The sequence below is a fragment of the Cellulomonas bogoriensis 69B4 = DSM 16987 genome (assembly GCF_000767165.1).
Taxonomy (GTDB): Bacteria; Actinomycetota; Actinomycetes; order Actinomycetales; family Cellulomonadaceae; genus Actinotalea; species Actinotalea bogoriensis.
Genome location: NZ_AXCZ01000030.1, coordinates 1 through 21,662, shown reverse-complemented (window position 1 = coordinate 21,662; position 21,662 = coordinate 1). Strand labels below are relative to the sequence as shown.

At 72.2% G+C, this 21,662-nt stretch carries 25 protein-coding genes; 17 read left to right on the top strand and 8 right to left on the bottom strand.

Features of this window, described 5'->3' with window-relative positions; all coding sequences use genetic code 11:
- The 3 genes from N869_RS04970 to N869_RS04960 all read left to right on the top strand — a co-directional run.
- A partial coding sequence (locus N869_RS04970; protein WP_156968348.1) for a glycosyltransferase family 4 protein occupies positions 1-632 on the top strand: 632 nt, incomplete at its 5' end.
- Between the two features lie 5 nt (positions 633-637).
- On the top strand, positions 638-2,299 hold the full coding sequence (locus tag N869_RS04965; protein ID WP_035058664.1) for a CTP synthase: 1,662 nt from the start codon (positions 638-640) through the stop codon (positions 2,297-2,299).
- Positions 2,292-2,903 (top strand): NUDIX domain-containing protein, encoded by a 612-nt coding sequence (locus N869_RS04960; RefSeq protein WP_035058662.1) that lies wholly within the window; start codon positions 2,292-2,294, stop codon positions 2,901-2,903. Before N869_RS04965 ends, N869_RS04960 begins: the two co-directional genes overlap by 8 nt.
- Here the strand turns inward: N869_RS04960 and N869_RS04955 are convergent.
- Genes N869_RS04955 through N869_RS04945 form a run of 3 tightly spaced genes read right to left on the bottom strand, consistent with a single transcriptional unit; the run spans position 2,856 to position 5,678 of the window.
- Positions 2,856-3,857: a COX15/CtaA family protein gene (locus N869_RS04955; RefSeq protein ID WP_084136426.1), complete on the bottom strand. Its 1,002-nt coding sequence runs from the start codon at positions 3,855-3,857 to the stop codon at positions 2,856-2,858. The genes N869_RS04960 and N869_RS04955 overlap by 48 nt on opposite strands.
- 49 nt (positions 3,858-3,906) lie before the next feature.
- Complete coding sequence (locus N869_RS04950; RefSeq protein WP_035058660.1) at positions 3,907-4,716, bottom strand: ABC transporter permease; 810 nt, start codon at positions 4,714-4,716, stop codon at positions 3,907-3,909.
- A complete protein-coding gene (locus N869_RS04945) occupies positions 4,713-5,678 on the bottom strand; it encodes an ABC transporter ATP-binding protein (RefSeq protein WP_035058658.1) in 966 nt (321 codons plus the stop codon). Before N869_RS04945 ends, N869_RS04950 begins: the two co-directional genes overlap by 4 nt.
- Positions 5,679-5,809: 131 nt before the next feature.
- Here N869_RS04945 and N869_RS04940 point away from each other — a divergent pair, with 131 nt between their 5' ends.
- From N869_RS04940 to N869_RS04895, 10 genes are all read left to right on the top strand, one after another.
- Positions 5,810-6,529 carry a helix-turn-helix transcriptional regulator gene (locus N869_RS04940; protein WP_035058655.1) on the top strand — a complete coding sequence of 240 codons (720 nt, stop codon included), beginning with the start codon at positions 5,810-5,812 and terminating at the stop codon, positions 6,527-6,529.
- Positions 6,526-7,956 (top strand): Fe-S cluster assembly protein SufB, encoded by a 1,431-nt coding sequence (gene sufB, locus N869_RS04935; RefSeq protein ID WP_035058653.1) that lies wholly within the window; start codon positions 6,526-6,528, stop codon positions 7,954-7,956. The genes N869_RS04940 and sufB overlap by 4 nt, the downstream gene beginning before the upstream one ends.
- Positions 7,957-7,979: 23 nt before the next feature.
- Entirely contained in the window at positions 7,980-9,242 is a 1,263-nt protein-coding gene (gene sufD, locus N869_RS04930) for a Fe-S cluster assembly protein SufD (protein ID WP_052105016.1), read from the top strand.
- Positions 9,239-9,577: a non-heme iron oxygenase ferredoxin subunit gene (locus N869_RS04925; protein WP_035058651.1), complete on the top strand. Its 339-nt coding sequence runs from the start codon at positions 9,239-9,241 to the stop codon at positions 9,575-9,577. The genes sufD and N869_RS04925 overlap by 4 nt, the downstream gene beginning before the upstream one ends.
- 9 nt (positions 9,578-9,586) lie before the next feature.
- The gene (sufC, locus tag N869_RS04920; RefSeq protein ID WP_035058649.1) at positions 9,587-10,345 is read left to right on the top strand and encodes a Fe-S cluster assembly ATPase SufC; all 759 of its coding nucleotides are present in this window, start codon (positions 9,587-9,589) and stop codon (positions 10,343-10,345) included.
- 65 nt (positions 10,346-10,410) lie between these two features.
- Positions 10,411-11,742 (top strand): SufS family cysteine desulfurase, encoded by a 1,332-nt coding sequence (locus N869_RS04915; RefSeq protein ID WP_035058647.1) that lies wholly within the window; start codon positions 10,411-10,413, stop codon positions 11,740-11,742.
- Positions 11,739-12,248: a Fe-S cluster assembly sulfur transfer protein SufU gene (gene sufU, locus N869_RS04910; RefSeq protein ID WP_052105011.1), complete on the top strand. Its 510-nt coding sequence runs from the start codon at positions 11,739-11,741 to the stop codon at positions 12,246-12,248. The genes N869_RS04915 and sufU overlap by 4 nt, the downstream gene beginning before the upstream one ends.
- Positions 12,245-12,577 carry a metal-sulfur cluster assembly factor gene (locus N869_RS04905; protein WP_035058644.1) on the top strand — a complete coding sequence of 111 codons (333 nt, stop codon included), beginning with the start codon at positions 12,245-12,247 and terminating at the stop codon, positions 12,575-12,577. The genes sufU and N869_RS04905 overlap by 4 nt, the downstream gene beginning before the upstream one ends.
- 80 nt (positions 12,578-12,657) lie before the next feature.
- Positions 12,658-14,256, top strand: a complete 1,599-nt coding sequence (locus N869_RS04900; RefSeq protein WP_035058642.1) for an ABC-F family ATP-binding cassette domain-containing protein — start codon at positions 12,658-12,660, stop codon at positions 14,254-14,256.
- Positions 14,257-14,346: 90 nt separating this feature from the next.
- Entirely contained in the window at positions 14,347-14,586 is a 240-nt protein-coding gene (locus N869_RS04895) for a helix-turn-helix domain-containing protein (protein ID WP_035058640.1), read from the top strand.
- A 67-nt stretch (positions 14,587-14,653) separates the two neighbouring features.
- Here the strand turns inward: N869_RS04895 and N869_RS04890 are convergent, their stop codons facing one another.
- From N869_RS04890 to N869_RS16400, 3 genes are read right to left on the bottom strand one after another with little or no spacing between them, the layout of a single operon-like run.
- On the bottom strand, positions 14,654-15,484 hold the full coding sequence (locus N869_RS04890; protein ID WP_035058637.1) for an SURF1 family cytochrome oxidase biogenesis protein: 831 nt from the start codon (positions 15,482-15,484) through the stop codon (positions 14,654-14,656).
- Positions 15,474-15,716, bottom strand: a complete 243-nt coding sequence (locus N869_RS04885) for a hypothetical protein (protein ID WP_035058635.1) — start codon at positions 15,714-15,716, stop codon at positions 15,474-15,476. The genes N869_RS04890 and N869_RS04885 overlap by 11 nt, the downstream gene beginning before the upstream one ends.
- On the bottom strand, positions 15,713-16,081 hold the full coding sequence (locus tag N869_RS16400) for a DUF3099 domain-containing protein (RefSeq protein ID WP_084136428.1): 369 nt from the start codon (positions 16,079-16,081) through the stop codon (positions 15,713-15,715). The genes N869_RS04885 and N869_RS16400 overlap by 4 nt, the downstream gene beginning before the upstream one ends.
- A 139-nt stretch (positions 16,082-16,220) precedes the next feature.
- On the opposite strand from N869_RS16400, the gene fabG reads away from it, so the two are divergent.
- The 3 genes from fabG to N869_RS04865 all read left to right on the top strand — a co-directional run bounded on the left by fabG (position 16,221) and on the right by N869_RS04865 (position 18,318).
- Positions 16,221-16,943, top strand: coding sequence for a 3-oxoacyl-ACP reductase FabG (fabG, locus tag N869_RS04875; protein ID WP_035058633.1), 723 nt, complete (start codon positions 16,221-16,223; stop codon positions 16,941-16,943).
- A gap of 92 nt (positions 16,944-17,035) precedes the next feature.
- Positions 17,036-17,803, top strand: a complete 768-nt coding sequence (gene fabI / locus N869_RS04870) for an enoyl-ACP reductase FabI (protein WP_035058631.1) — start codon at positions 17,036-17,038, stop codon at positions 17,801-17,803.
- Positions 17,800-18,318, top strand: coding sequence for a SixA phosphatase family protein (locus N869_RS04865; protein WP_035058630.1), 519 nt, complete (start codon positions 17,800-17,802; stop codon positions 18,316-18,318). Before fabI ends, N869_RS04865 begins: the two co-directional genes overlap by 4 nt.
- Before the next feature lie 16 nt (positions 18,319-18,334).
- Here N869_RS04865 and serB read toward each other — a convergent pair whose 3' ends face one another.
- Together serB and N869_RS04855 are read right to left on the bottom strand one after the other, a co-directional pair.
- Positions 18,335-19,000, bottom strand: coding sequence for a phosphoserine phosphatase SerB (gene serB / locus N869_RS04860; protein ID WP_035058628.1), 666 nt, complete (start codon positions 18,998-19,000; stop codon positions 18,335-18,337).
- A gap of 53 nt (positions 19,001-19,053) precedes the next feature.
- Positions 19,054-20,295 (bottom strand): glucose-1-phosphate adenylyltransferase, encoded by a 1,242-nt coding sequence (locus N869_RS04855; protein ID WP_035058626.1) that lies wholly within the window; start codon positions 20,293-20,295, stop codon positions 19,054-19,056.
- Positions 20,296-20,363: 68 nt separating this feature from the next.
- Between N869_RS04855 and glgA the strand changes: the two genes are divergently transcribed.
- Positions 20,364-21,569, top strand: a complete 1,206-nt coding sequence (gene glgA, locus N869_RS04850; protein WP_035058624.1) for a glycogen synthase — start codon at positions 20,364-20,366, stop codon at positions 21,567-21,569.
- The last annotated feature ends 93 nt before the right edge of the window (positions 21,570-21,662 follow it).

The window sequence follows — 21,662 nt, the reverse complement described above, 5'->3', positions numbered from 1 at the left end:
TGGTGCCGGCCCCGCCCCGTCCGCAGGCCGCTCCACGGGACTCGACGCGGCGCGCGCTGGCGATCGCCCAGGACGCGCCGGTGATGGTCACCGTCGGTCGTCTCGCACCGCAGAAGGGTCTGGACCTCCTGTGCGACGCCGCCTCGAGCCTGCTCGGGCGACCCGGCCTGACCTGGTTGGTCGCCGGGGACGGACCTCTGGAGGCCGCCGTCCGCGACCGCGTCGGTGCCGAGGGCCTGCCGGTGCGGCTGCTCGGGCGTCGCGAGGACGTCGCCGACCTCATGGCAGCGGCGGACGTGGTGGTCAGCACCGCCCGGTGGGAGGGCCAGCCGCTCGGCATCCAGGAGGCGCTGGCCCTCGGCTCGGCGGTGGTCGCCACCGACGTGGGCGGCACCGCCGAGGTGACCGGCGACGCGGCCGTGCTCGTCGGTACGGACGGTGAGGAGATCGGCCGTGCCGTCGCCGCCCTCCTCGACGACCCGGACGCCCGGGCGGCGTTGTCGGCGCGTGCACGCACCCGGGCCGCGCAGCTGCCCGACCTGGAGGTCACGCTCGACCAGCTCGAGGGCGTCTACAGGCGGACGGGGACGCGCGCCGCGCCCGGTGCCGCCGGTCGGGTCGGGTACAGTTGAAGCCCGTGGCAGAGCGCGCGAATCGACTCCCCGGGCGGTCGGACAACACGACCCGGCACATCTTCGTCACCGGCGGCGTGGCGTCCTCCTTGGGCAAGGGGCTGACGGCCTCGAGCCTGGGGCGCCTCCTCCGGTCCCGGGGCCTGCGGGTCACGATGCAGAAGCTGGACCCCTATCTCAACGTCGACCCCGGAACGATGAACCCGTTCCAGCACGGTGAGGTGTTCGTCACCAGCGACGGGGCCGAGACCGACCTGGACATCGGCCACTACGAGCGGTTCCTGGACGTGGACCTGACCGCCCAGGCGAACGTCACCACCGGTCAGGTGTACTCGACGGTGATCGCCAAGGAGCGTCGCGGGGAGTACCTGGGCGACACGGTGCAGGTCATCCCGCACATCACCGACGAGATCAAGGCCCGGATGCGGGCCCAGGCGGGCCCCGACGTCGACGTGATCATCACCGAGATCGGTGGCACCGTCGGCGACATCGAGTCCCAGCCGTTCCTGGAGGCGGCCCGTCAGGTGCGCCACGACCTGGGTCGCGACGACGTGTTCTTCCTGCACGTGTCGCTGATCCCCTACATCGGGCCCAGCGGTGAGCTGAAGACCAAGCCCACCCAGCACTCGGTGGCGGCGCTGCGTTCGATCGGCATCCAGCCCGACGCCCTGGTCCTGCGCGCCGACCGTGACGTCCCCGAGTCCGTCAAGCGCAAGATCGCCCTCATGTGCGACGTGGAGAGCGAAGCGGTGGTGACCGCCGCCGACGCCCCGAGCATCTACGACATCCCGCGCGTCCTGCACAGCGAAGGGCTGGACGCCTACGTCGTGCGACGCCTGGGCCTGCCGTTCCGGGACGTGGACTGGGCGGCCTGGGAGCGCGTGACCCACGCGGTCAACAACCCGTCCCACGAGGTCGAGATCGCCCTGGTCGGCAAGTACATCGACCTGCCGGACGCGTACCTGTCGGTCACCGAGGCCCTGCGCGCCGGGGGCTTCGCCAACGATGCCCGCGTGCGGATCCGCTGGGTGGCGTCCGACGACTGCGCCACGCCCGAGGCCGCGGCCCGGGCCCTGGGCGGGGTCGACGCCGTCCTGGTGCCCGGCGGGTTCGGGGTGCGAGGCATCGAGGGCAAGGTCGGTGCCCTGACCTGGGCGCGGACCAGCAGGGTCCCCACCCTGGGGATCTGCCTCGGTCTGCAGGTCATGGTCATCGAGTACGCCCGGGCGGTGCTCGGGCTGGCTCACGCCTCCTCCTCGGAGTTCGACCCCGGGACCGAGGACCCGGTGATCGCCACGATGGCCGAGCAGCTCGCCATCGTGGGCGGCGAGGGGGACCTGGGTGGCACGATGCGCCTGGGCGCCTACGACGCCGTGCTCGCCCCCGGGTCGGTCGTGGCCGAGGCGTACGGCAGCGAACGGGTCACCGAGCGGCACCGTCACCGCTACGAGGTCAACAACGCCTACCGGCAGGCCCTGGAGGACGCCGGCCTGGTCGTGTCGGGCGTGTCGCCGGACTCCTCGCTCGTCGAGTTCGTGGAGCTCCCGCGTCAGACCCACCCGTACTACGTCGCGACGCAGGCCCACCCGGAGTTCGCCTCACGTCCCACGCGCGCCCACCCGCTGTTCGCGGGGCTGGTGAAGGCGGCGCTGGACTCCCGTGGCTGACCTGCGGGACGCGCCGGGGGCGCGTCGCACCGTGTCCTCCCGCACGATCCACCAGGGGATGGTGTGGGACGTCGTCGGTGAGGACGTGGACCTGGGCGAACCGGGCACGGTGCACCGCGAGTTCGTCCGTCACCCTGGCGCGGTGTCGGTGATCGTCCTGGACGACGAGGACCGCGTGCTGCTGCTCAGCCAGTACCGTCACCCCGTCCGCAGCGTCATGTGGGAACCACCGGCGGGGCTCCTCGACGTCGAGGGGGAGGACCCGTGGACCGCGGCGCGGCGGGAGCTGCTCGAGGAGGCCGACCTGGAGGCCGGGTCCTGGTGGGTCCTCGCCGACTACGTGTCGAGCCCCGGGGGCAGCGACGAGACCCTGCGGGTGTTCCTGGCGCGCGACGTGCGGGAGGTGCCCGAGGGTCGGCGTCACCACCGCGTCGCGGAGGAGAGCCAGATCGTGTGCCGGTGGGTGCCCCTCGACGAGGCCGTCACCGCGGTGCTCGCCGGACAGGTGCGCAACCCGTCAGCGGTGGTGGGTGTGCTGGCCGCCGCGACCGGCCGGTCACGCGACTGGCGTGACCTGCGCGCCCCGGACGTCCCGCTGCCCTGAACGGGCGCGTTCCCGCAACGACATCACCTGGTTGACCTGCGCGACGACGAGCACCCCGGCGCCGAGCATGTGCGCGGCGACCAGGACCTCAGGCAGCCCGGTGAAGAACTGCACGTACCCGATCGCGCCCTGGGCGAGGGTGACCACGAGGAGCACCACGGCTGCGTCTCGGGGCACCGCACCGGTGGTACGCCGGTGCACGACGACGACGAGGGCGACGAGCAACGTCAGGTAGACCCACACCGCGGCGGCGTGCACGCGTGCGGTGGCGACCGGGTCGAGGGGCAGCCGTTGGGCGATCTCCGTGTCACCCGAGTGCGGGCCCGCTCCCGTCACCACCACGCCCAGGCCGATGACCACGACGGCGACCGCGACCAGGCCGCGGGTCAGTGCCCGTGCGCTGCCGTCGACGAGGGGGACGGGCGGTGCGTCGCCCTCCCGGTGACGGCGCAGCAGGGCAGCGGAGGCGGCGATGAGCACCATCGAGATGAGGAAGTGCGCGCCCACCCACGCGGGGTGCAGCTCGAGCAGGACGGTCAGTCCGCCGACGACGGCCTGGACCGCGACACCGACGAGGGGCACGAGCCCGAGGAGCCGGTAGCTGCGCAGCCGGTGCCGCTCACGCCACACCACCCACGCGGTCAGCAGCGCCAGGATGCCCAGCACGCCGGTGAGGGTCCGGTTGCCGAACTCGACCAGACCGTGCAGCGAGTCCGCCTCGTGGAGCTCGGGTGTGAAGCGCCCGGGTTCGCACTGCGGCCAGGTCGAGCACCCCAGGCCCGAGTCGGTGAGACGCACGGCCCCACCGGTGACGACGATGCCGATCTGCGCGACCAGGTTCGCCCAGAGGATCCGTCGGGCCCACCGGTAGGAGGGGGCGCGTCGGGGTCGAGGGTCTCGGTCGACGCCCGGGCCGTCAGCGGCGGTCGCGGGCGGTGGGGGTGCGGCACTCACAGGTACCACGGTAGTCGGCGTCCGGAGCGGTCCCGTCGTGACGTGCGTCTCAGGACCACCGGAACGCGCGTGAGACGAGGGCACCGGCCGCAACGGTCCACACGGTCAGGACGACGATCGGAGCCAGCGGGAGGCCGCCTCCGGTGAGGGCGGTGCGCAGCCCCTCGCCGAGCGCCCCGGAGGGCAGCAGCGTCGCGAGCGACCCCATGGGCCCGGGCAGCAGGTCGGCGGGCAGGACGACCCCGCCGCCGGCGAGCAGCAGCACCCACACGAGGTTCGCGACCGCGAGGACGGCCTCGGCGCGCAGCGTCCCGGCCAGGAGCAGGGCCAGGGCCGTGAACGCCGACGTCCCCAGGACCAGGACCACGAGCGCGGCCGGAACCCCGGCGACGTCGGGTCGCCAGCCCAGCACCACGGCGACGACGACCAGCACCGTCATCTGGACCGCCTGCACGCACGCCATCCCCAGGATCTTCCCGGCGAGGAGGCCTCCTCGCCCCAGGGGGGTGGTCGCCAGCAGGCGCAGGACCCCGTTCCGTCGGTCGAAGCCGGTGGCGATCGCCTGGGAGGTGAACGCGGTCGACATCACGGCGAGCGCCAGGACGCCGGGTGCGACCAGGCTGATCCGGTCCTCGGTACCCAGGTCGACGAGCCCCGTCCGGGCGAGGACCACGAGCAGGAGGGTCGGCAGGACCAGGGTGATCACCAGCTGCTCGCCGTTGCGCAGCACGGTGCCCATCTCGAACACGGCCTGGGCCCGCACCCGCCGCGTCAGTGGGGCGGCGCCGGGCGCACCGGGGCCCGACGGCGCTGCGGGCGCCGGTGCGCCCGGGCGAGGTCCTGTCGGTGTGCTGCTCATCGCAGGCTCCGTCCGGTGAGGTCCAGGAAGACGTCCTCCAGGGTGCGTCTGCCGGTGGTGAGGCTGCGCACCAGCAGGTCGTGCTCGTGCGCCCACCCGGTCACGGCGTGGACCACCTGGGGGGTGACGGCCCCGGTGACCTCCAGGGTGTCAGGGGCCCCGCAGGTGCTGACATCGACGTCCGTCGCGGTACCGGTCCCGGCGAGCGCGGTGCGCAACGCCGACGCCAGGTCGCGGTCCTCGTGGTGCCCGGTGACCCGGACCCGGATGCTGGCGTTGCTGCCGACGAGCTCGGCGACGGTCCCGGCCGCGACGGTGGTGCCGTGGTCGACCACCGCGACGTGGTCGGCCAGCGCCTCCGCCTCGGCCATCTGGTGGGTCGTGAGCACGATCGTGGTCCCGTCCTCGCGCAGCTCGCGCACGAGGTCCCAGACCGCCAGGCGGGCCTGGGGGTCCATGCCGGCGCTCGGCTCGTCCAGGAACACCAGCTCGGGGCGGCCCACCACCGCGGTCGCCAGCGCCAGCCGTTGGCGCTCGCCGCCGGACAGTCGGCGCACCTGGGTGCGCGCGAAGCCGCCCAGGCCGAGGCGCTCGGACAGCTCGCCGGGGTCGCGGGGGCGGGCGTACATGGTGCTGACGTGCCGCAGCACCTCTTCGGCGCGGACGGTGGTGGGCAGGCCGCCGTCCTGCAGCATGACCCCGACCCGCGGCCGTAGGGCCTTGGCGTCGGTCGCGGGGTCCAGGCCGAGCACCCGGACGGTTCCGCCGTCCGCCCGGCGCAGGCCTTCGCAGCACTCGACGGTGGTCGTCTTCCCGGCGCCGTTCGGACCGAGCAGGGCCGTGACCTGGCCCGTCGGGGCCGTGAGGGTGAGACCGTCCACGGCGGTCGCGCCCCGGTAGCGCTTGACCAGTGCGGTGACGGCGACGGCCGGCTGGTCGGGGGGCGAGGAGTCGACGGGCACGAGGTCGGAGTCTAGGCGCGCCGGGGGCTGAGCGCGGTGAGGGCATCCTTCGTTGCGGGGAAGGAATTCAGCAACAACACTGTTGTCTATATCGAGACCGGTCGGATCCCCGCAGGAGGAGGTGTCAGCACGTGGAGCGCGATGCCCAGCAGCACGACGTCGTGGACGCCTCCACTCGTGAGCGGGTCCTGCGACTGGTGGTCGAGGACGGGCCCGTGTCGGTCGTGGAGCTGGCCTCGCGGCTGGCGCTGACGGCCGCGGGCGCGCGACGGCACGTCGCCGCGCTGGAGGCCGAGGGTCAGATCACCGTGCACCAGGGGCCCGACCCTCTGGTCAGGGGACGTCGGGGGCGTCCGCCGCGTCGGTACGTCGCCACCGAACGGGGGCAGGCCGTCCTCGCGAGCGCCTACTCCGATCTGGCCGTGCAGGCGCTGCGCTACCTGGCGTCTGCCGGGGGAGGGGGCTCGGTCGAGGACTTCGCGGCACGACGGGCCGCCGAGCTGCGGGAGCGGCACGGCCACGTGCTTCGGTACCGGTCGGTCGAGGATCGTGTCGCCGCGCTGGCCGAGTCCCTGTCCCGGGAAGGGTTCGCCGCCTCGGCGCGTCCGGTGCCCGGCGGGCGTGCGGTGCAGCTGTGCCAGGGTCACTGCCCGGTGCAGGACGTCGCGGCGCTCTTCCCCCAGCTGTGCGAGGCCGAGACCAAGGTCTTCTCCGAGATGCTGGGCGTCCACGTCCAGCGCTTGTCCACGCTCGCCGGAGGCGGGCACGTCTGCACGACCCACGTCCCCACGACCACCCCGGCCGCGACGGACCGTCCGGCACCAGCCCACACCGTGGAGGGAACACGATGAGCGCACCCACCGAGCCCATGTCCACCGACGAGGAGATCATCAACTCGATCGGCGCCTACGGGTACGGCTGGCACGACACCGACACGGCGGGTGCGACCGCACGCCGTGGCGTGGACGAGGACGTCGTCCGGGAGATCTCGCGGCTCAAGAACGAGCCCGAGTGGATGTTGAACATGCGGCTGAAGTCGTTGCGCCTGTTCGAGAAGAAGCCGATGCCCAGCTGGGGCTCGGACCTGTCGGGCATCGACTTCGACCGGATCAAGTACTTCGTCCGGTCCACCGAGAAGCAGGCCACCAGCTGGGAGGAGCTCCCGGAGGAGATCAAGAACACCTACGACCGTCTGGGCATCCCCGAGGCCGAGAAGCAGCGCCTGGTCGCGGGTGTGGCCGCGCAGTACGAGTCCGAGGTCGTCTACCACCAGATCCGCGAGGACCTGGAGGAGCAGGGCGTGCTGTTCCTGGACACCGACACGGCCCTGCGCGAGCACCCGGAGATCTTCGAGCAGTACTTCGGGACGGTCATCCCGCCCGGCGACAACAAGTTCGCGGCGCTCAACACCGCGGTGTGGTCCGGCGGGTCGTTCGTCTACGTGCCCCCCGGTGTGCACGTCGAGATCCCGCTCCAGGCCTACTTCCGGATCAACACCGAGAACATGGGGCAGTTCGAGCGGACGCTGATCATCGCCGACGAGGGCTCGTACGTGCACTACGTCGAGGGCTGCACGGCGCCGATCTACTCCAGCGACTCGTTGCACTCGGCGGTCGTGGAGATCATCGTGAAGAAGAACGCGCGGGTGCGGTACACCACGATCCAGAACTGGTCGAACAACGTGTACAACCTGGTGACCAAGCGCGCCACGGCTGCCGAGGGCGCGACCATGGAGTGGGTCGACGGCAACATCGGCTCGAAGGTCACGATGAAGTACCCTGCGATCTACCTCATGGGTGAGCACGCGAAGGGCGAGACGCTGTCGATCGCGTTCGCGGGTCAGGGCCAGCACCAGGACGCCGGGGCCAAGATGGTGCACGCCGCGCCCCGCACGTCGTCCTCGATCATCTCCAAGTCGGTGGCCCGCGGTGGTGGCCGCACCTCCTACCGCGGACTGGTCCAGGTCCTGGAGGGGGCTGAGCACTCGGCGTCGACGGTCCTGTGCGATGCGTTGCTGGTCGACCAGATCTCCCGTTCCGACACCTACCCGTACGTCGACGTCCGCGAGGACGACGTGTCCATGGGGCACGAGGCGACGGTGTCGCGGGTGAGTGAGGACCAGCTGTTCTACCTCATGTCCCGCGGCATGGAGGAGACCGAGGCGATGGCGATGATCGTGCGCGGCTTCGTCGAGCCGATCGCCCGCGAGCTCCCGATGGAGTACGCCCTGGAGCTCAACCGTCTGATCGAGCTGCAGATGGAAGGTTCCGTCGGCTGATGACCGCACCCAGCACCGACACCATGACCACGGGAGAGGCTCCGTCCACCGAGATGACCACTGACCTGTCGACCGACCACAGCCGCGCCACCAACGACGGCGCCCACACCCACGGCACCGTGCCCGAGGGGTCGCGGGCCGAGCGCCGCACGTCGTTCGCCCTGAGCGACTTCGCGGTGCCCACCGGCCGGGAGGAGGAGTGGCGCTTCTCCCCGGTGCAGCGGCTCGCCCCGCTGTTCGCCGCCGACGGCGGCACCCTGAACGGCGTGGGACCCCGCACGACCGTCGTGAACCCGCCTGAGGTCACCGTCGAGATCGTCGGGCGTGACGACGTGCGTCTGGGACGTGCCGGCGAACCGGGGGACCGGACCGCCGCTGCGGCCTGGGCCTCGTTCGCGGAGGCGACGGTCGTCACCGTCCCCGCCCGGGCGGTCGCGTCCGCGGCGACGAGCATCCGCATCGAGGGCACCGACACCACCGCGCTGGAACCGGCCGGTTCGCACCTGCTGATCCATGCCGAGGCGCTGAGCGAGTCCGTGGTGGTCGTGGACCACGTGGGCGGCGCGCAGCTGACCGAGACGGTCGAGGTGGTCGTCGAGGACGGCGCGCACCTGACCCTGGTGTCGATCCAGGACTGGGACGCGGGAGCGGTGCACGCCTCCGCGCACCGCATGCGGCTGGGCAACGACGCGAAGGTCAAGCACATCGTCGTGACCCTGGGTGGGGACGTCGTGCGCGTGACCCCGGACGCGGAGTTCACCGGCCCGGGCGGTGAGGTCGAGATGCTCGGCCTGTACTTCGCGGACGCCGACCAGCACCAGGAGCACCGGCTGTTCGTCGACCACGCGGTGCCCTCGTGCCGGTCGCGGGTCACCTACAAGGGTGCGTTGCAGGGCGCGGGCGCCCACACGGTGTGGGTCGGGGACGTCCTGATCCGGGCCGCCGCCGAGGGCACCGACACCTACGAGCTCAACCGCAACCTGGTGCTGACCGACGGCGCGCGGGCGGACTCCGTGCCCAACCTGGAGATCGAGACCGGTGTGATCGAGGGAGCCGGGCACGCCTCGGCGACCGGACGGTTCGACGACGAGCAGCTGTTCTACCTGCGCTCGCGCGGCATCCCCGAGGTCGACGCGCGTCGCCTGGTGGTACGTGGCTTCTTCGCCGAGCTCATCCAGCAGATCGGCGTCCCCGCGGTCGAGGAACGCCTGGTCGAGGCGATCGACGCCGAGCTGGCCAAGAGCATGAGCGTGATCGACGGATCCGGGGCGGCGGTGGGCCGGTGACCGCCCAGCTCGCCTGCACGATCCACGACGTGGCGCCCGGTGCGGCTCTGCGCGTGGAGCTGGAGGGCCCGCAGGGCCCGGTCGAGGTCGCGGTGGTCCGTGACTCCGACGGCACCTTCCACGCCGTGTCCGACCTGTGCTCCCACGGGCAGGTGTCCCTGTCCGACGGGGACGTGGACGGCTGCACCATCGAGTGCTGGCTCCACGGCTCCACCTTCGACCTGCGCTCAGGTCAGCCGTTGGCGCTGCCCGCCACCCGGCCTGTGCCCGTGTACCCCGTGACCGTCGACGGCGAGCGCGTGCTCGTGGACGTCGAGACCACCGTGAACGCCTGAGGAGAACCCATGTCCACTCTCGAGATCCGTGACCTGCACGTCAGCGTCGAGACCAAGGAGGGCGCCAAGCCGATCCTGCGCGGTGTCGACCTGACGGTCGCCAGCGGCGAGACCCACGCCATCATGGGGCCCAACGGCTCGGGCAAGTCCACGCTGGCCTACTCGATCGCAGGGCACCCGAAGTACGAGATCACCGCCGGTTCGGTGACGCTGGACGGCGAGGACGTCCTGGAGATGAGCGTCGACGAGCGTGCCCGCGCGGGCATGTTCCTGGCCATGCAGTACCCGGTCGAGGTGCCGGGTGTGAGCGTCTCGAACTTCCTGCGGACCGCCAAGACGGCCATCAGCGGTGAGGCCCCGGCGCTGCGCCACTGGGTCAAGGACGTGCGCGCGGCCATGGAGAACCTGCGGATGGACAGCACGTTCGCCGAGCGGAACGTCAACGAGGGGTTCTCCGGTGGTGAGAAGAAGCGCCACGAGATCCTGCAGATGGAGCTGCTGAACCCGAAGTTCGCGATCCTGGACGAGACCGACTCCGGCCTGGACGTCGACGCCCTGCGCGTGGTGTCCGAGGGCGTGAACCGGGTGCGGGCCACCGGTGAGGTGGGTGTGCTGCTGATCACGCACTACACGCGGATCCTGCGGTACATCCAGCCGGACTTCGTCCACGTGTTCGTCGACGGCAAGATCGCCGAGGAGGGCGGCCCCGAGCTGGCCGAGCGCCTCGAGGCCGAGGGCTACGACCGTTTCCTGACGACCTCGGTCTGAGCCGGTGGGGCGGGCCGCCGTGACGGCCCGCCCCGTTCCTGCCACCCACCACCGAAGGGACCGCGATGACCGCAGTGCTGGACCCCGGGCGCGCCGACGCCGGTCGTGAGCTGAGCGAGGCCGAGCTGAGGGCCGTGCGTGCCGACTTCCCGCTCCTGGCCAGGACGGTCCGTGACGGACGGCCGCTGGTGTACCTGGACTCGGCGGCGACGTCGCAGAAGCCGGACGTGGTGCTGGACGCCGAGCAGGACTTCTACGCCCAGCGCAACGCCGCGGTCCACCGTGGCGCCCACCAGCTCGCCGAGGAGGCCACCGAGGCGTTCGAGGAGGCGCGGGCCCAGGTCGCCGCTCTCGTGGGGGCCCAGCAGGAGGAGATCGTGTGGCTGTCGAACGCGACGGCCGGGATCAACCTCGTGGCCTACGCGATCGCCAACGCGAGCCAGGGCCGTGGGGGGCGGGCGGCCCGGGACCTGGCACTGGCACCTGGTGACGAGGTGGTGGTCACCGAGTCCGAGCACCACGCGAACCTGGTCCCGTGGCAGGAGCTGTGCGCCCGCACGGGTGCGACGCTGCGGTGGATCGGTCTGGGGGACGACGGGCGCCTGCGTACCGAGGAGCTCTCCACGGTCGTGACCGAGCGCACCAAGGTGCTGGCGTTCACCCACGCGTCGAACGTGACCGGCGCCGTCACCGACGTCCCGGCGTTCGTGGCACGCGCACGCGAGGTCGGCGCCCTGACGGTCCTGGACGCGTGCCAGAGCGTCCCGCACCTGCCGGTGGACCTTCCTGCGCTGGGTGTGGACCTGGCGGCCTTCTCCGGGCACAAGATGCTCGGCCCCACGGGTGTGGGTGCGTTGTACGGGCGTCGGGAGGTCCTGGAGGCGATGCCACCGGTGACCACCGGCGGGTCGATGGTCGAGGTCGTGACCATGGAGACCACGACGTACGCCCCGCCCCCGCAACGGTTCGAGGCCGGGTCCCAGATGGTCGCGCAGGCCGTGGGCATGGGGGCCGCGGCCCGCTACCTGACCGAGCTGGGCATGGACGCCGTCGCGGCTCACGAGGCCCGCATGACCGGTCTCCTGCTCGAGGCCGTGACGTCGGTGCCCGGGGTCAGGGTCGTGGGACCCACCGATGCCGGTGACCGTCTCGCGGCGGTGTCGTTCGTCGTCGACGGCGTCCACGCCCACGACGTGGGCCAGGTGCTCGACGACGCCGGTGTGGCGGTGCGTGTGGGTCACCACTGCGCTCAGCCGTTGCACCGTCGCTTCGGGGTGGCTGCGACCACCCGGGCCTCGGCTGCGGTGTACACCACCGCCGAGGAGGTCGCGGCCCTGCACGACGCGCTCGCCCGGGTGCGCCCCTTCTTCGGTCTGACGGACGGAGCACCACGATGAGCTCGATGGAGCAGCTCTACCAGCAGCTGATCCTCGACCACGCCCGCACACCCCACGGCCGCGGACTGCGGCAGGGGCACGCGGCGGAGTCGTTCCAGGTGAACCCCACGTGCGGTGACGAGGTGCGCCTGCGCGTCCACCTCGGGGACGGCGCGCCCGGGCGGCTCACGGGCGTCAGCTGGGAGGGACAGGGCTGCTCGATCTCCCAGGCGTCGGTGTCGGTGATGGCCGAGCTGGTGGAGGACGTCGAGGTCACGCGCGCCGAGGAGCTCGGCGAGGTGTTCCGTGCCCTGATGCGGTCACGCGGTGCCGGGTTGTCGGAAGACCTCGAGGACGCCCTGGGCGACGCGACGGCGTTCACCGGCGTGGCCCGCTACCCGGCACGGATCAAGTGCGCCCTGCTCGGTTGGGCGGCGTTGCACGACGCGCTCATCCAGTCCGGCGCGCAGGGCGTGCACCGCGCCGGCACCGACACCGGTACCACCGACCCTCAGGAGAACGCATGAGCACCGAGACCCGACCCACGCCCCCCACGGCCGCCGACGTCGAGGAGGCGCTGCGCGACGTCATCGACCCCGAGCTCGGCATCAACGTCGTGGACCTCGGCCTGGTGTACGGCGTCGCGCTCGACCCGAACAACCACGCCGTGATCGACATGACGCTGACCTCGGCGGCGTGCCCGCTCACCGACGTGATCGAGGACCAGACCGGCCAGGCGCTCGAGGGGCTCGTCGACGGGCACCGCATCAACTGGGTGTGGATGCCGCCGTGGGGCCCGGAGAAGATCACCGACGACGGTCGTGAGCAGCTGCGGGCACTGGGCTTCAACATCTGATCCGTCGCTCGGCGACCCCTAGGATGGTCGGCGTTTGTGCCTGCCCGGACCCGGGCGGGATTCCCGACGGAGGAGTCTGAGTGCTCACGGTCCAGGACCTCGAGCTGCGCGTGGGCGTCCGCGTCCTGCTGCACCCCACGTCGTTCCGCATCGCCAAGGGTGACCGCATCGGCCTGGTGGGGCGCAACGGTGCCGGCAAGACGACGATGACCAAGGTGCTGGCGGGGGAGGGGCAGCCCGCCGGGGGCAAGGTCGTCCGGGGTGGTGACGTCGGTTACCTGCCCCAGGACCCCCGGACCGGGGACCTGGACGTCTCGGCGATGGACCGGATCCTCTCGGCCCGTGGTCTGGACACGATCATCCGCACCATGCGCTCGACCGAGGGGGCGATGGCCAGCGCCGACGACGCCACCCGTGACGAGGCGATGGAGCGCTACACCCGGGTCGAGGCGCGTTTCGTGGCCGCCGGCGGCTACGCCGCCGAGAGCGAGGCGGGGCGGATCGCGTCCAACCTGGGCCTGCCCGACCGGGTCCTGGCCCAGCCGCTGGGGACGCTGTCCGGCGGGCAGCGCCGACGGGTGGAACTCGCGCGCATCCTGTTCTCCGGGGCTGAGACTCTGATGCTCGACGAGCCGACCAACCACCTGGACGCCGACTCGATCGTCTGGCTGCGTGAGTACCTCAAGGAGTACGACGGCGGATTCCTGGTGATCAGCCACGACACCGACCTGATGCGCGCCACCGTCAACAAGGTCTTCCACCTGGACGCCAACCGGGGCGAGCTCGACCAGTACAACCTGGGGTGGGACGCGTACCTCACGCAGCGCGAGACCGACGAGCGTCGTCGCCGACGCGAACGGGCCAACGCCGAGAAGAAGGCCTCGGCCCTGGTCGCCCAGGCGGAGAAGATGCGCGCCAAGGCCACCAAGGCCGTGGCCGCCCAGAACATGCTGCGGCGAGCGGAGCGCATGCTGGAGGGCCTGGAGGACCAGAGGGCGAGCGACAAGGTCGCGAACCTGAGGTTCCCCGACCCGGCGCCGTGCGGCCGCACGCCGTTGACCGCGCGCGGCCTGAGCAAGACGTACGGGTCCCAGGAGGTGTTCACCGACGTCGACCTCGCCGTGGACCGCGGCAGCCGGGTGGTCGTCCTGGGCCTGAACGGTGCGGGCAAGACCACGCTGCTGCGGCTCCTGGCGGGGGTGGAGGCCCCGGACACCGGTGAGGTGCTGCCCGGGCACGGCCTGAAGATCGGGTACTACGCCCAGGAGCACGAGACCCTGGACACCGCCAGGACGGTGGTCGAGAACCTCCGCCACGCCGCACCGGACCTCACCGACACCCAGGTCCGCAGCGTCCTCGGGTCGTTCCTGTTCTCCGGTGACGACGCCGACAAGCCGGTGCGGGTGCTCTCCGGCGGTGAGAAGACCAGGTTGGCGCTGGCGGTGCTGGTGGTGTCGGCCGCGAACGTGCTCCTTCTGGACGAACCCACCAACAACCTGGACCCGGCGAGCCGTGCCGAGGTGCTGGGCGCGCTGCACGGGTACACCGGTGCGGTGGTCATGGTCACCCACGACGAGGGCGCGGTGGAGGCCCTGGCGCCCGAACGAGTGGTGCTTCTGCCCGATGGGGACGAAGATCTGTGGAACGACAGCTACGCGGACCTCATCTCGCTCGCGTGAGCTCGTCCCGTCCGGGGCAGGGGGTCCCGGGCAGGGCGGCGTCCCCTGCATCACCGGGGGCGTGCGGAACCTGCACCAGGAGGACGATCAATGGACAAGAAGCTTCCCAAAGGGGCCCGGATCACCGGTGAGGGTCGTGAGGCTCTGACCGCAGACCTGGTCGAGCGCTACCAGCGGGGGGAGAGCATCCGTTCGATGGCGGCCGACATCGGGCGCTCGTACGGGTTCGTGCACGGTGTGCTGGTCGACGCGGGTGTCACCATGCGCAGCCGTGGCGGCGCGACCCGTGGTCCGGCGGCCCAGGCCCGCCGCGAGGCGCTCGGGACCTGACCGGTCCCCGCCCGGGGATGCGGACGACGTCGCCGCACCCCGGGCGGCCCGCCGGTGGGACGGGCGGTCAGTGCATCTGCTGGTCGAGGATCGCGTCCTCCTCCTCCTCTGCCGTGGGCCGGCGGCAGCGAGGGGGGGTGCGTGGTGAGCCGGCTGCCGTGGCTGCGCGGTCCCGCCTGGCCAGGACGACGGCGCCACCGATGGCGCCGAGGGCGAACACCCACCACTGGAAGGCGTACGACATGTGCGACCCCAGGTCGGTGGTGGGTCGGGGGAACGCCCCGAGGCCCACGAGCGGGTCGCCGTCCTCGGTCACCACCGCCAGGTAGCCGCTCACGGACGGGGCGTCGGGCCAGCCCGGGACCGCGGCCCGCACCTCGGAGATCGCCGAGGACTGGACCTGACCTGGTGGAGCGGGCCGACCGGAGGGGGGCTCCTCGGCCCGCAACCGTCCCAGCACCTCCACCGGGCCGGCCGGGGGCGGAGGCACGGCGATGTCGTCCGCCTCCCACGCGGCGGGTACCCAGCCCCGGTTCACGAGCACCACGTGCCCGTCCAGGGGCCCGCCCTCGACCACGAGGGGTGCGAGGACGTGCAACGCGGGTTGACCGGACACCGGGCGGTTGCGCAGGAGCACCGTCCCGTCCGGCACGTACCTGCCGCGCACCCGGACCGGCTGCCACTGGTCGTCGTCGTGGACGGTCGAGCCTTCGATCGCCTGGTCGAGAGGCACCGGTGGGGCGTCGTGGTTGGCGTGCACGGTCGCGACCGCGGCGCTGCGGTCCACGTGCCGGCTCCACTGCCACATCCCGGCCACCACGCACACCGTCGCGACCAGCGCCGCGATGAGGCCGGTGGCGACCCACCGGCGGAGCTCCCGGGTGCGCTCAGCCGTCACCGGCACCGAGCTCCGCCACGGCCACCGTGTCCCGGTGGAACCCACGCGCACCGAGGAACGTCTCGAGATGGGCCCGGTGCCCGTCGCACGCCAGCCAGACCTTCCGCCGGTCCTCGGTGTGCAGGCGCGGGTTGTTCCACCGCAGCCCCCAGAGCGCGAGGTCGGTGCACCCGCGCGCGCTGCAACGCATGTCGGCGGGCTCGGGCGGGTGCGGGAGGTCCGCCTGGGTCATCGTGCTCCTTCGTCGTGGGCGGTCGGGCCGTGCGCACCGCCGCCGTCGGGCCCTAGACCCGCCGACGACGGCAGCGCCCGGGCGTCCATCAGGGTGGTGGACGCCTGCCCGCGCTCGCGCCCCGCGTTGGCCAGCACCACCGCGACGTACGGCAGGACCACCGCCCCGACGAGCAGCAGCCACCGGGACCAGTGGTCGATGAGCGCCACCCCGAGGAAGCACGCGACCCGGATCCCCATCTGGATCAGGTACCTGCGCGCGCGGCGCTGCTGGTCCTGGTCCAGCGGGACGGGGGCGTCCGTGATCTGGAGGACCTCGTCGTCGGGGCGACCTGCGTCGTGGTCGCTGTCCGCATGGCGCCTCACCACCTGAGTCTATCCCCGTCCCGCGCGCCTCGTGCCGCCGCCCGGTGGTCGGTGGCGGCGCACGGACCGCCGGGTCGGCTAACGTCGGGCAGGCCGTGCGCGCCCCGTGCCGGCCTGGGTCGAGACGACAGGAGCAACCGTGACCGACAGCGCTGGTGGTCCGCGCAGCGTGCTGGTGACCGGGGCGAGCCGCGGCATCGGTCGCGCGATCGCCGAGAGGTTCGTCGCCGCCGGTGACAAGGTCGCCACCATCCACCGCGGCGGTGACCTGCCCGAGGGCGTCCTGGGGGTTCGCGGTGACATGGCCGACACCGGTTCGGTCGACGCGGCCTTCACCGCCGTCGAGAAGGAGCACGGTCCGGTGGAGGTGCTCGTCGCCAACGCCGGGATCACCCGCGACCAGCTCCTGATGCGCATGACCGACGAGGACTTCCAGAACGTCCTGGACGTGAACCTCACCGGGGCGTTCCGGTGCGTGCGGCGCGCGTCCAAGGGCATGATCCGGTTGCGTCGCGGACGCGTCGTGCTGATCTCGTCGGTGGTCGCGACCTACGGCGGCCAGGGGCAGGTCAACTACGCCGCGTCCAAGGCCGGGCTCATCGGCATGGCACGGTCCCTCACCCGTGAGCTGGGGTCCCGCAGCATCACCGCCAACGTGGTCGCACCGGGCTTCATCGACACCGCCATGACCGCGTCGTTGCCACAGGAACGCCAGGACGCCTACCGTGCGGCGATCCCCGCGGGCCGGTTCGGCCAGGCGGACGAGGTCGCCGGAGTCGTGGAGTTCCTCGCCTCACCCGCCGCCGCGTACGTCAGCGGCGCCGTGATCCCCGTCGACGGCGGTCTGGGCATGGGTCACTGAGCCGTCGCGTCCGCAGGGACCGGGCACGTCCCGGCACCCGTCCGAAGCACCAGCACCTCCAGGCCGCGCCTGGATCGAGAGAGGCACACCGCATGGGACTGCTCGAGGGCAAGAAGCTCCTGGTCACCGGAGTCCTCATGGACTCCTCCATCGCGTTCCACGTCGCACGTCTGGCCCAGGAGGAGGGCGCGCAGGTCGTCCTGACGTCGTTCGGTCGCCAGCTGCGCCTGACCCAGACGATCGCGCGTCGACTCCCGGAGCCCGCACCCGTCGTCGAGCTCGACGCGACCTCGACCGAGGACCTCGACGCGCTCGCCGACCGCGTGCGCGAGCACGTGGACCACCTGGACGGTGTGGTGCACTCCATCGGTTTCGCCCCCCAGTCGGTCATGGGCGGGAACTTCCTCGCCGGTGAGTGGGAGGACGTCTCGACCGCTCTGCACGTCTCGGCCTACTCGCTGAAGGCACTGGCCGTCGCCGCGCGCCCGCTGCTGACCACGGGGTCCTCGGTGGTGGGGCTGACGTTCGACGCCCGGTACGCCTGGCCGGTGTACGACTGGATGGGTGTGGCGAAGGCGGCGTTCGAGTCCACGGCGCGCTACCTGGCGCGCGATCTCGGTCCGGACGGTGTGCGGGTGAACCTGGTGTCGGCCGGCCCGGTGCGCACCACCGCCGCGAAGTCCATCCCCGGGTTCGAGGCGATGGAGGGTGGCTGGCCCGATCGGGCGCCGCTGGGCTGGGACGCGCACGACCCCGAGCCGACCGCCCGGGCGGTCGCGGCGCTGCTGTCGGACTGGTTCCCCGCGACCACCGGTGAGATCGTGCACGTCGACGGCGGCTTCCACGCCATGGGTCAGTGACCGGCGCGGGCCGCCGACTGGTCCTGCTGCGTCACGCGAAGGCCGAGCCTGCGGGGTCGGTGGTCGACGAGCTGCGGCCACTGGCGCTCAGGGGCCGGCGCCAGTGCGGGCAGGTGGGTGCGGCGATCGCCGACCGGGGTCTGGTGCCCGAGGTCGCACTCGTGTCCTCGGCCGTGCGGACCCGACAGACGTGGGAGCTGGTGCGCGCGGCACTGGGCGAGGCGCCCGAGCCACGGGTGGAGGTCCACGACCGCCTGTACGGCGCCGGAGTCGAGCAGGTGGTCGCCGCGCTCGGCTCGGTGGACCCGCAGGTGCGCACCGTCCTGGTGGTCGGTCACGAGCCGACCATGTCGGCGACGGCTGCGTGGTTGACGGGGTCGGTCGGGGACCCCGCCCACCTGGCCCAGGTGCGGGCCGGGATCCCGACGGCGACGTTCGCCGTGCTGGCCCTGGACGCCTGGGACGGTGCCGGGCGCGGGGCCGGTCAGCTCCTGGACCTCGTGCGACCGGCCTGACCGTCCTCCGGCCCGGTCAGGGGTGGTGGCGGTCGATGACCTCGAGGACGGCGTCCAGGCGCCCCCCTGCGACAGCCACGTCGGCCTGCTCGGCTACCACCGGTTTGGCGTTGAACGCCACCCCGAGGCCGGCCTCACGGAGCATGAGCAGGTCGTTGGCGCCGTCCCCGATGGCCACCGCGTGGTCGAGCGGGACGCCGTGCATCCCGGCCAGCTCCTTCAGCGCCTCGGCCTTCGCGTGCGGGTCGATCACCGGGCCTTCCACGGCGCCGGTGAGCACACCGTCGCGGACCTGCAGGGAGTTCGCACGGACGAACCCGATGCCCAGTCGTCGTGCCAGGGGTCGGACCAGCTCGGTGAACCCACCGGAGACCAGCCCCACCGGCCAGCCGCGTCGGTGGAGCTCGTCGACGAACTGCCCGGCACCGTCGGTCAGGGTGATCTCCTGGCCGACCGTGTCGAACACGGACACCGGCAGACCTGCGAGGGTGGCGACCCGTTCGTGGAGCGAGGCGGTGAAGTCCAGCTCCCCGCGCATCGCCCGTTCGGTCACGTCCGTCACGAGCTCCAGGGACCCGGCGTGGGCGGCCAGCATCTCGATCACCTCACCGGTGATGAGCGTGGAGTCGACGTCCATGACGACGACCCGGCGCGCGCCTGCGGGAGGGGGAGTGGTGGTCACGGCTGCAGGGTAGCGGCGGGTCCGGGGGACGGCACCGGGTGCCCGCGGGTCGGTCAGGCCTCGATCCGGGTGCCCTTCGGCACCACCGTGATGCCCGACTCGGTGACGGTGAATCCCCTGGCACGGTCGTGCTCGGCGTCGATGCCGACCCGGGCACGCTCCTCGACCACGACGTGCTTGTCCAGGATCGCCCGGTGCACCTGGGCGTGGCGGCCGACGGTGCAGCCGTCGAGGATCACCGAGTCGCTCACCGAGGACCACGAGTGCAGGTACACCCCGGGGGAGACGACCGACCCGCTGACGGTCGCACCGGAGACGATCACCCCGGGTGAGACGAGGGAGTCGGCGGCGTGCCCGAGGCGGCCGGGGCCGGCGTGCACGAACTTGGCGGGCGGGAGCCCCGCGTACCCGGTGAACAGCGGCCATCCGGTGTTGTAGAGGTTGAACACCGGGTTGATCGAGATCAGGTCCAGGTGTGCGTCGTAGTAGGCGTCCAGGGTCCCCACGTCGCGCCAGTAGTCGCGGTCGCGGTCGGTGGATCCGGCCACGTCGTTGCGGATGAAGTCGTACACCCCGGCGGTGTCCCGCTCCACGAAGTACGGGACGATGTCGCCGCCCATGTCGTGCTTGGACGTGGGGTTCTCGGCGTCCCGTGTCACGGCCTCGATCAGGGCGTCGGCGTTCGCGACGTAGTTGCCCATGGACGCCAGGATCTCGCCGGGGGAGTCGGCAAGGCCCACGGGGTCGGTCGGCTTCTCGCGGAAGGCCGCGATGCGGGTCGGGTCGTCGGGGCGCGCCTCGATGACGCCGAACTGGTCGGCCATCTCGATCGGCTGGCGGATCGCCGACACGGTCAGCTCCGCACCGGAGTCGATGTGGGCGGCGACCATCTGCTCGAAGTCCATGCGGTAGACGTGGTCCGCGCCCACGACCACGACGATGTCGGGACGCTCGTCGGCGATGATGTTCAGGCACTGGAAGATCGCGTCGGCGCTGCCCAGGTACCAGTGCTTGCCCACCCGCTGCTGCGCCGGCACGGGTGCGACGTAGTTGCCGAGCAGCGGCGACATGCGCCAGGTCTTGGCCACGTGCCGGTCCAGGCTGTGGGACTTGTACTGGGTCAGGACCACGATCTGCAGGTACCCGGAGTTGACCAGGTTGGACAGGGCGAAGTCGACCAGCCGGTACAGCCCCCCGAACGGCACCGCGGGCTTGGCGCGGTCCTGGGTGAGCGGCATCAGGCGCTTGCCCTCTCCGCCGGCGAGGACGATGGCCAGGACTCGAGGTGATGCCATGCCCCGACCCTAGAGGGGAGATCACTTCCCGGCCAGACGTGGGGGCCGAGTGGCGCTAGCGTGTCGTCGTGCGCATCGATCTGCTGACCAGGGAGTACCCGCCGCGCGTCTACGGGGGAGCCGGTGTCCACGTCGCCGAGCTCAGCCGCGTGCTCCGTGAACGGGTCGAGGTACGGGTGCGGTGCTTCGACGGGGCCCGCACCGAGGCCGGGGTCGACGGTTACGACGTCCCGGCCGGCCTGGTGGACGCCAACGCCGCACTGTCCACGTTCGGTGTGGACCTGCTGATGGCCGCGGACGTGGAGGGCGCGGACCTGGTCCACTCCCACACCTGGTACGCCAACCTCGCCGGACACCTGGCCGGGTTGCTGCACGGGGTGCCGCACGTCGTCAGTGCCCACAGCCTGGAACCCCTGCGCCCGTGGAAGGCCGAGCAGCTGGGCGGGGGGTACGCGTTGTCCGGCTGGGCCGAGCGCACCGCCTACGAGGGCGCCGCGGCGATCATCGCGGTGAGCGAGGGTATGCGCACCGACATCCTCCGCTGCTACCCCCAGGTGGACCCCGCCAAGGTGCACGTCGTGCACAACGGGATCGACCTGGACGGGTGGCGCCGCCCCGCCGACGACCCGGCCCGGGAGCACGCCGCCCGGGTGGTGCGTGAGCACGGCATCGACCCGGGCCGGCCGGCGGTGGTGTTCGTGGGCCGCATCACCAGGCAGAAGGGCCTGCCGTACCTGCTGCGGGCGGCCGAGCGCCTGCCGGCGGAGGTCCAGCTGGTCCTGGTGGCCGGCGCGCCCGACACCCCTGAGATCGCGGCCGAGGTCACGGGCCTGGTCGCGGACCTGCGAGCGCAGCGTGACGGGGTGGTGTGGATCGAGCAGATGCTGCCCCGGCAGGACCTGGTCGCCGTCCTGAGCGCGGGCACGGTGTTCGCCTGCCCCTCGGTGTACGAGCCGCTGGGGATCGTCAACCTCGAGGCCATGGCCTGCGGGGTCCCGGTGGTCGGGACCGCTACCGGGGGGATCCCCGAGGTCGTCGACGACGGTGTCACCGGGGTGCTGGTCCCCATCGACCAGGTGCAGGACGGCACCGGCACCCCGGTGGACCCGGAGCGGTTCGTGGCCGACCTCGCACGGGCGCTGACGGCGGTGGCCACCGACCCGGAGGCGGCGGCACGCATGGGCGCAGCCTCGCGCGTCCGGGTCGAGGAGCACTTCTCGTGGGACGCGATCGCCGACCGGACCCTCGAGGTGTACCGGGCCGCACTGGGCTGATCCGGGGGCCGGTTCACCCCGTCCAGGGTCCGGGTCCGTGGGTGGCCGCGGCCGCCGCCCGTCGGGCGGCGTGGTCCACGTGCCGCAGGGCGG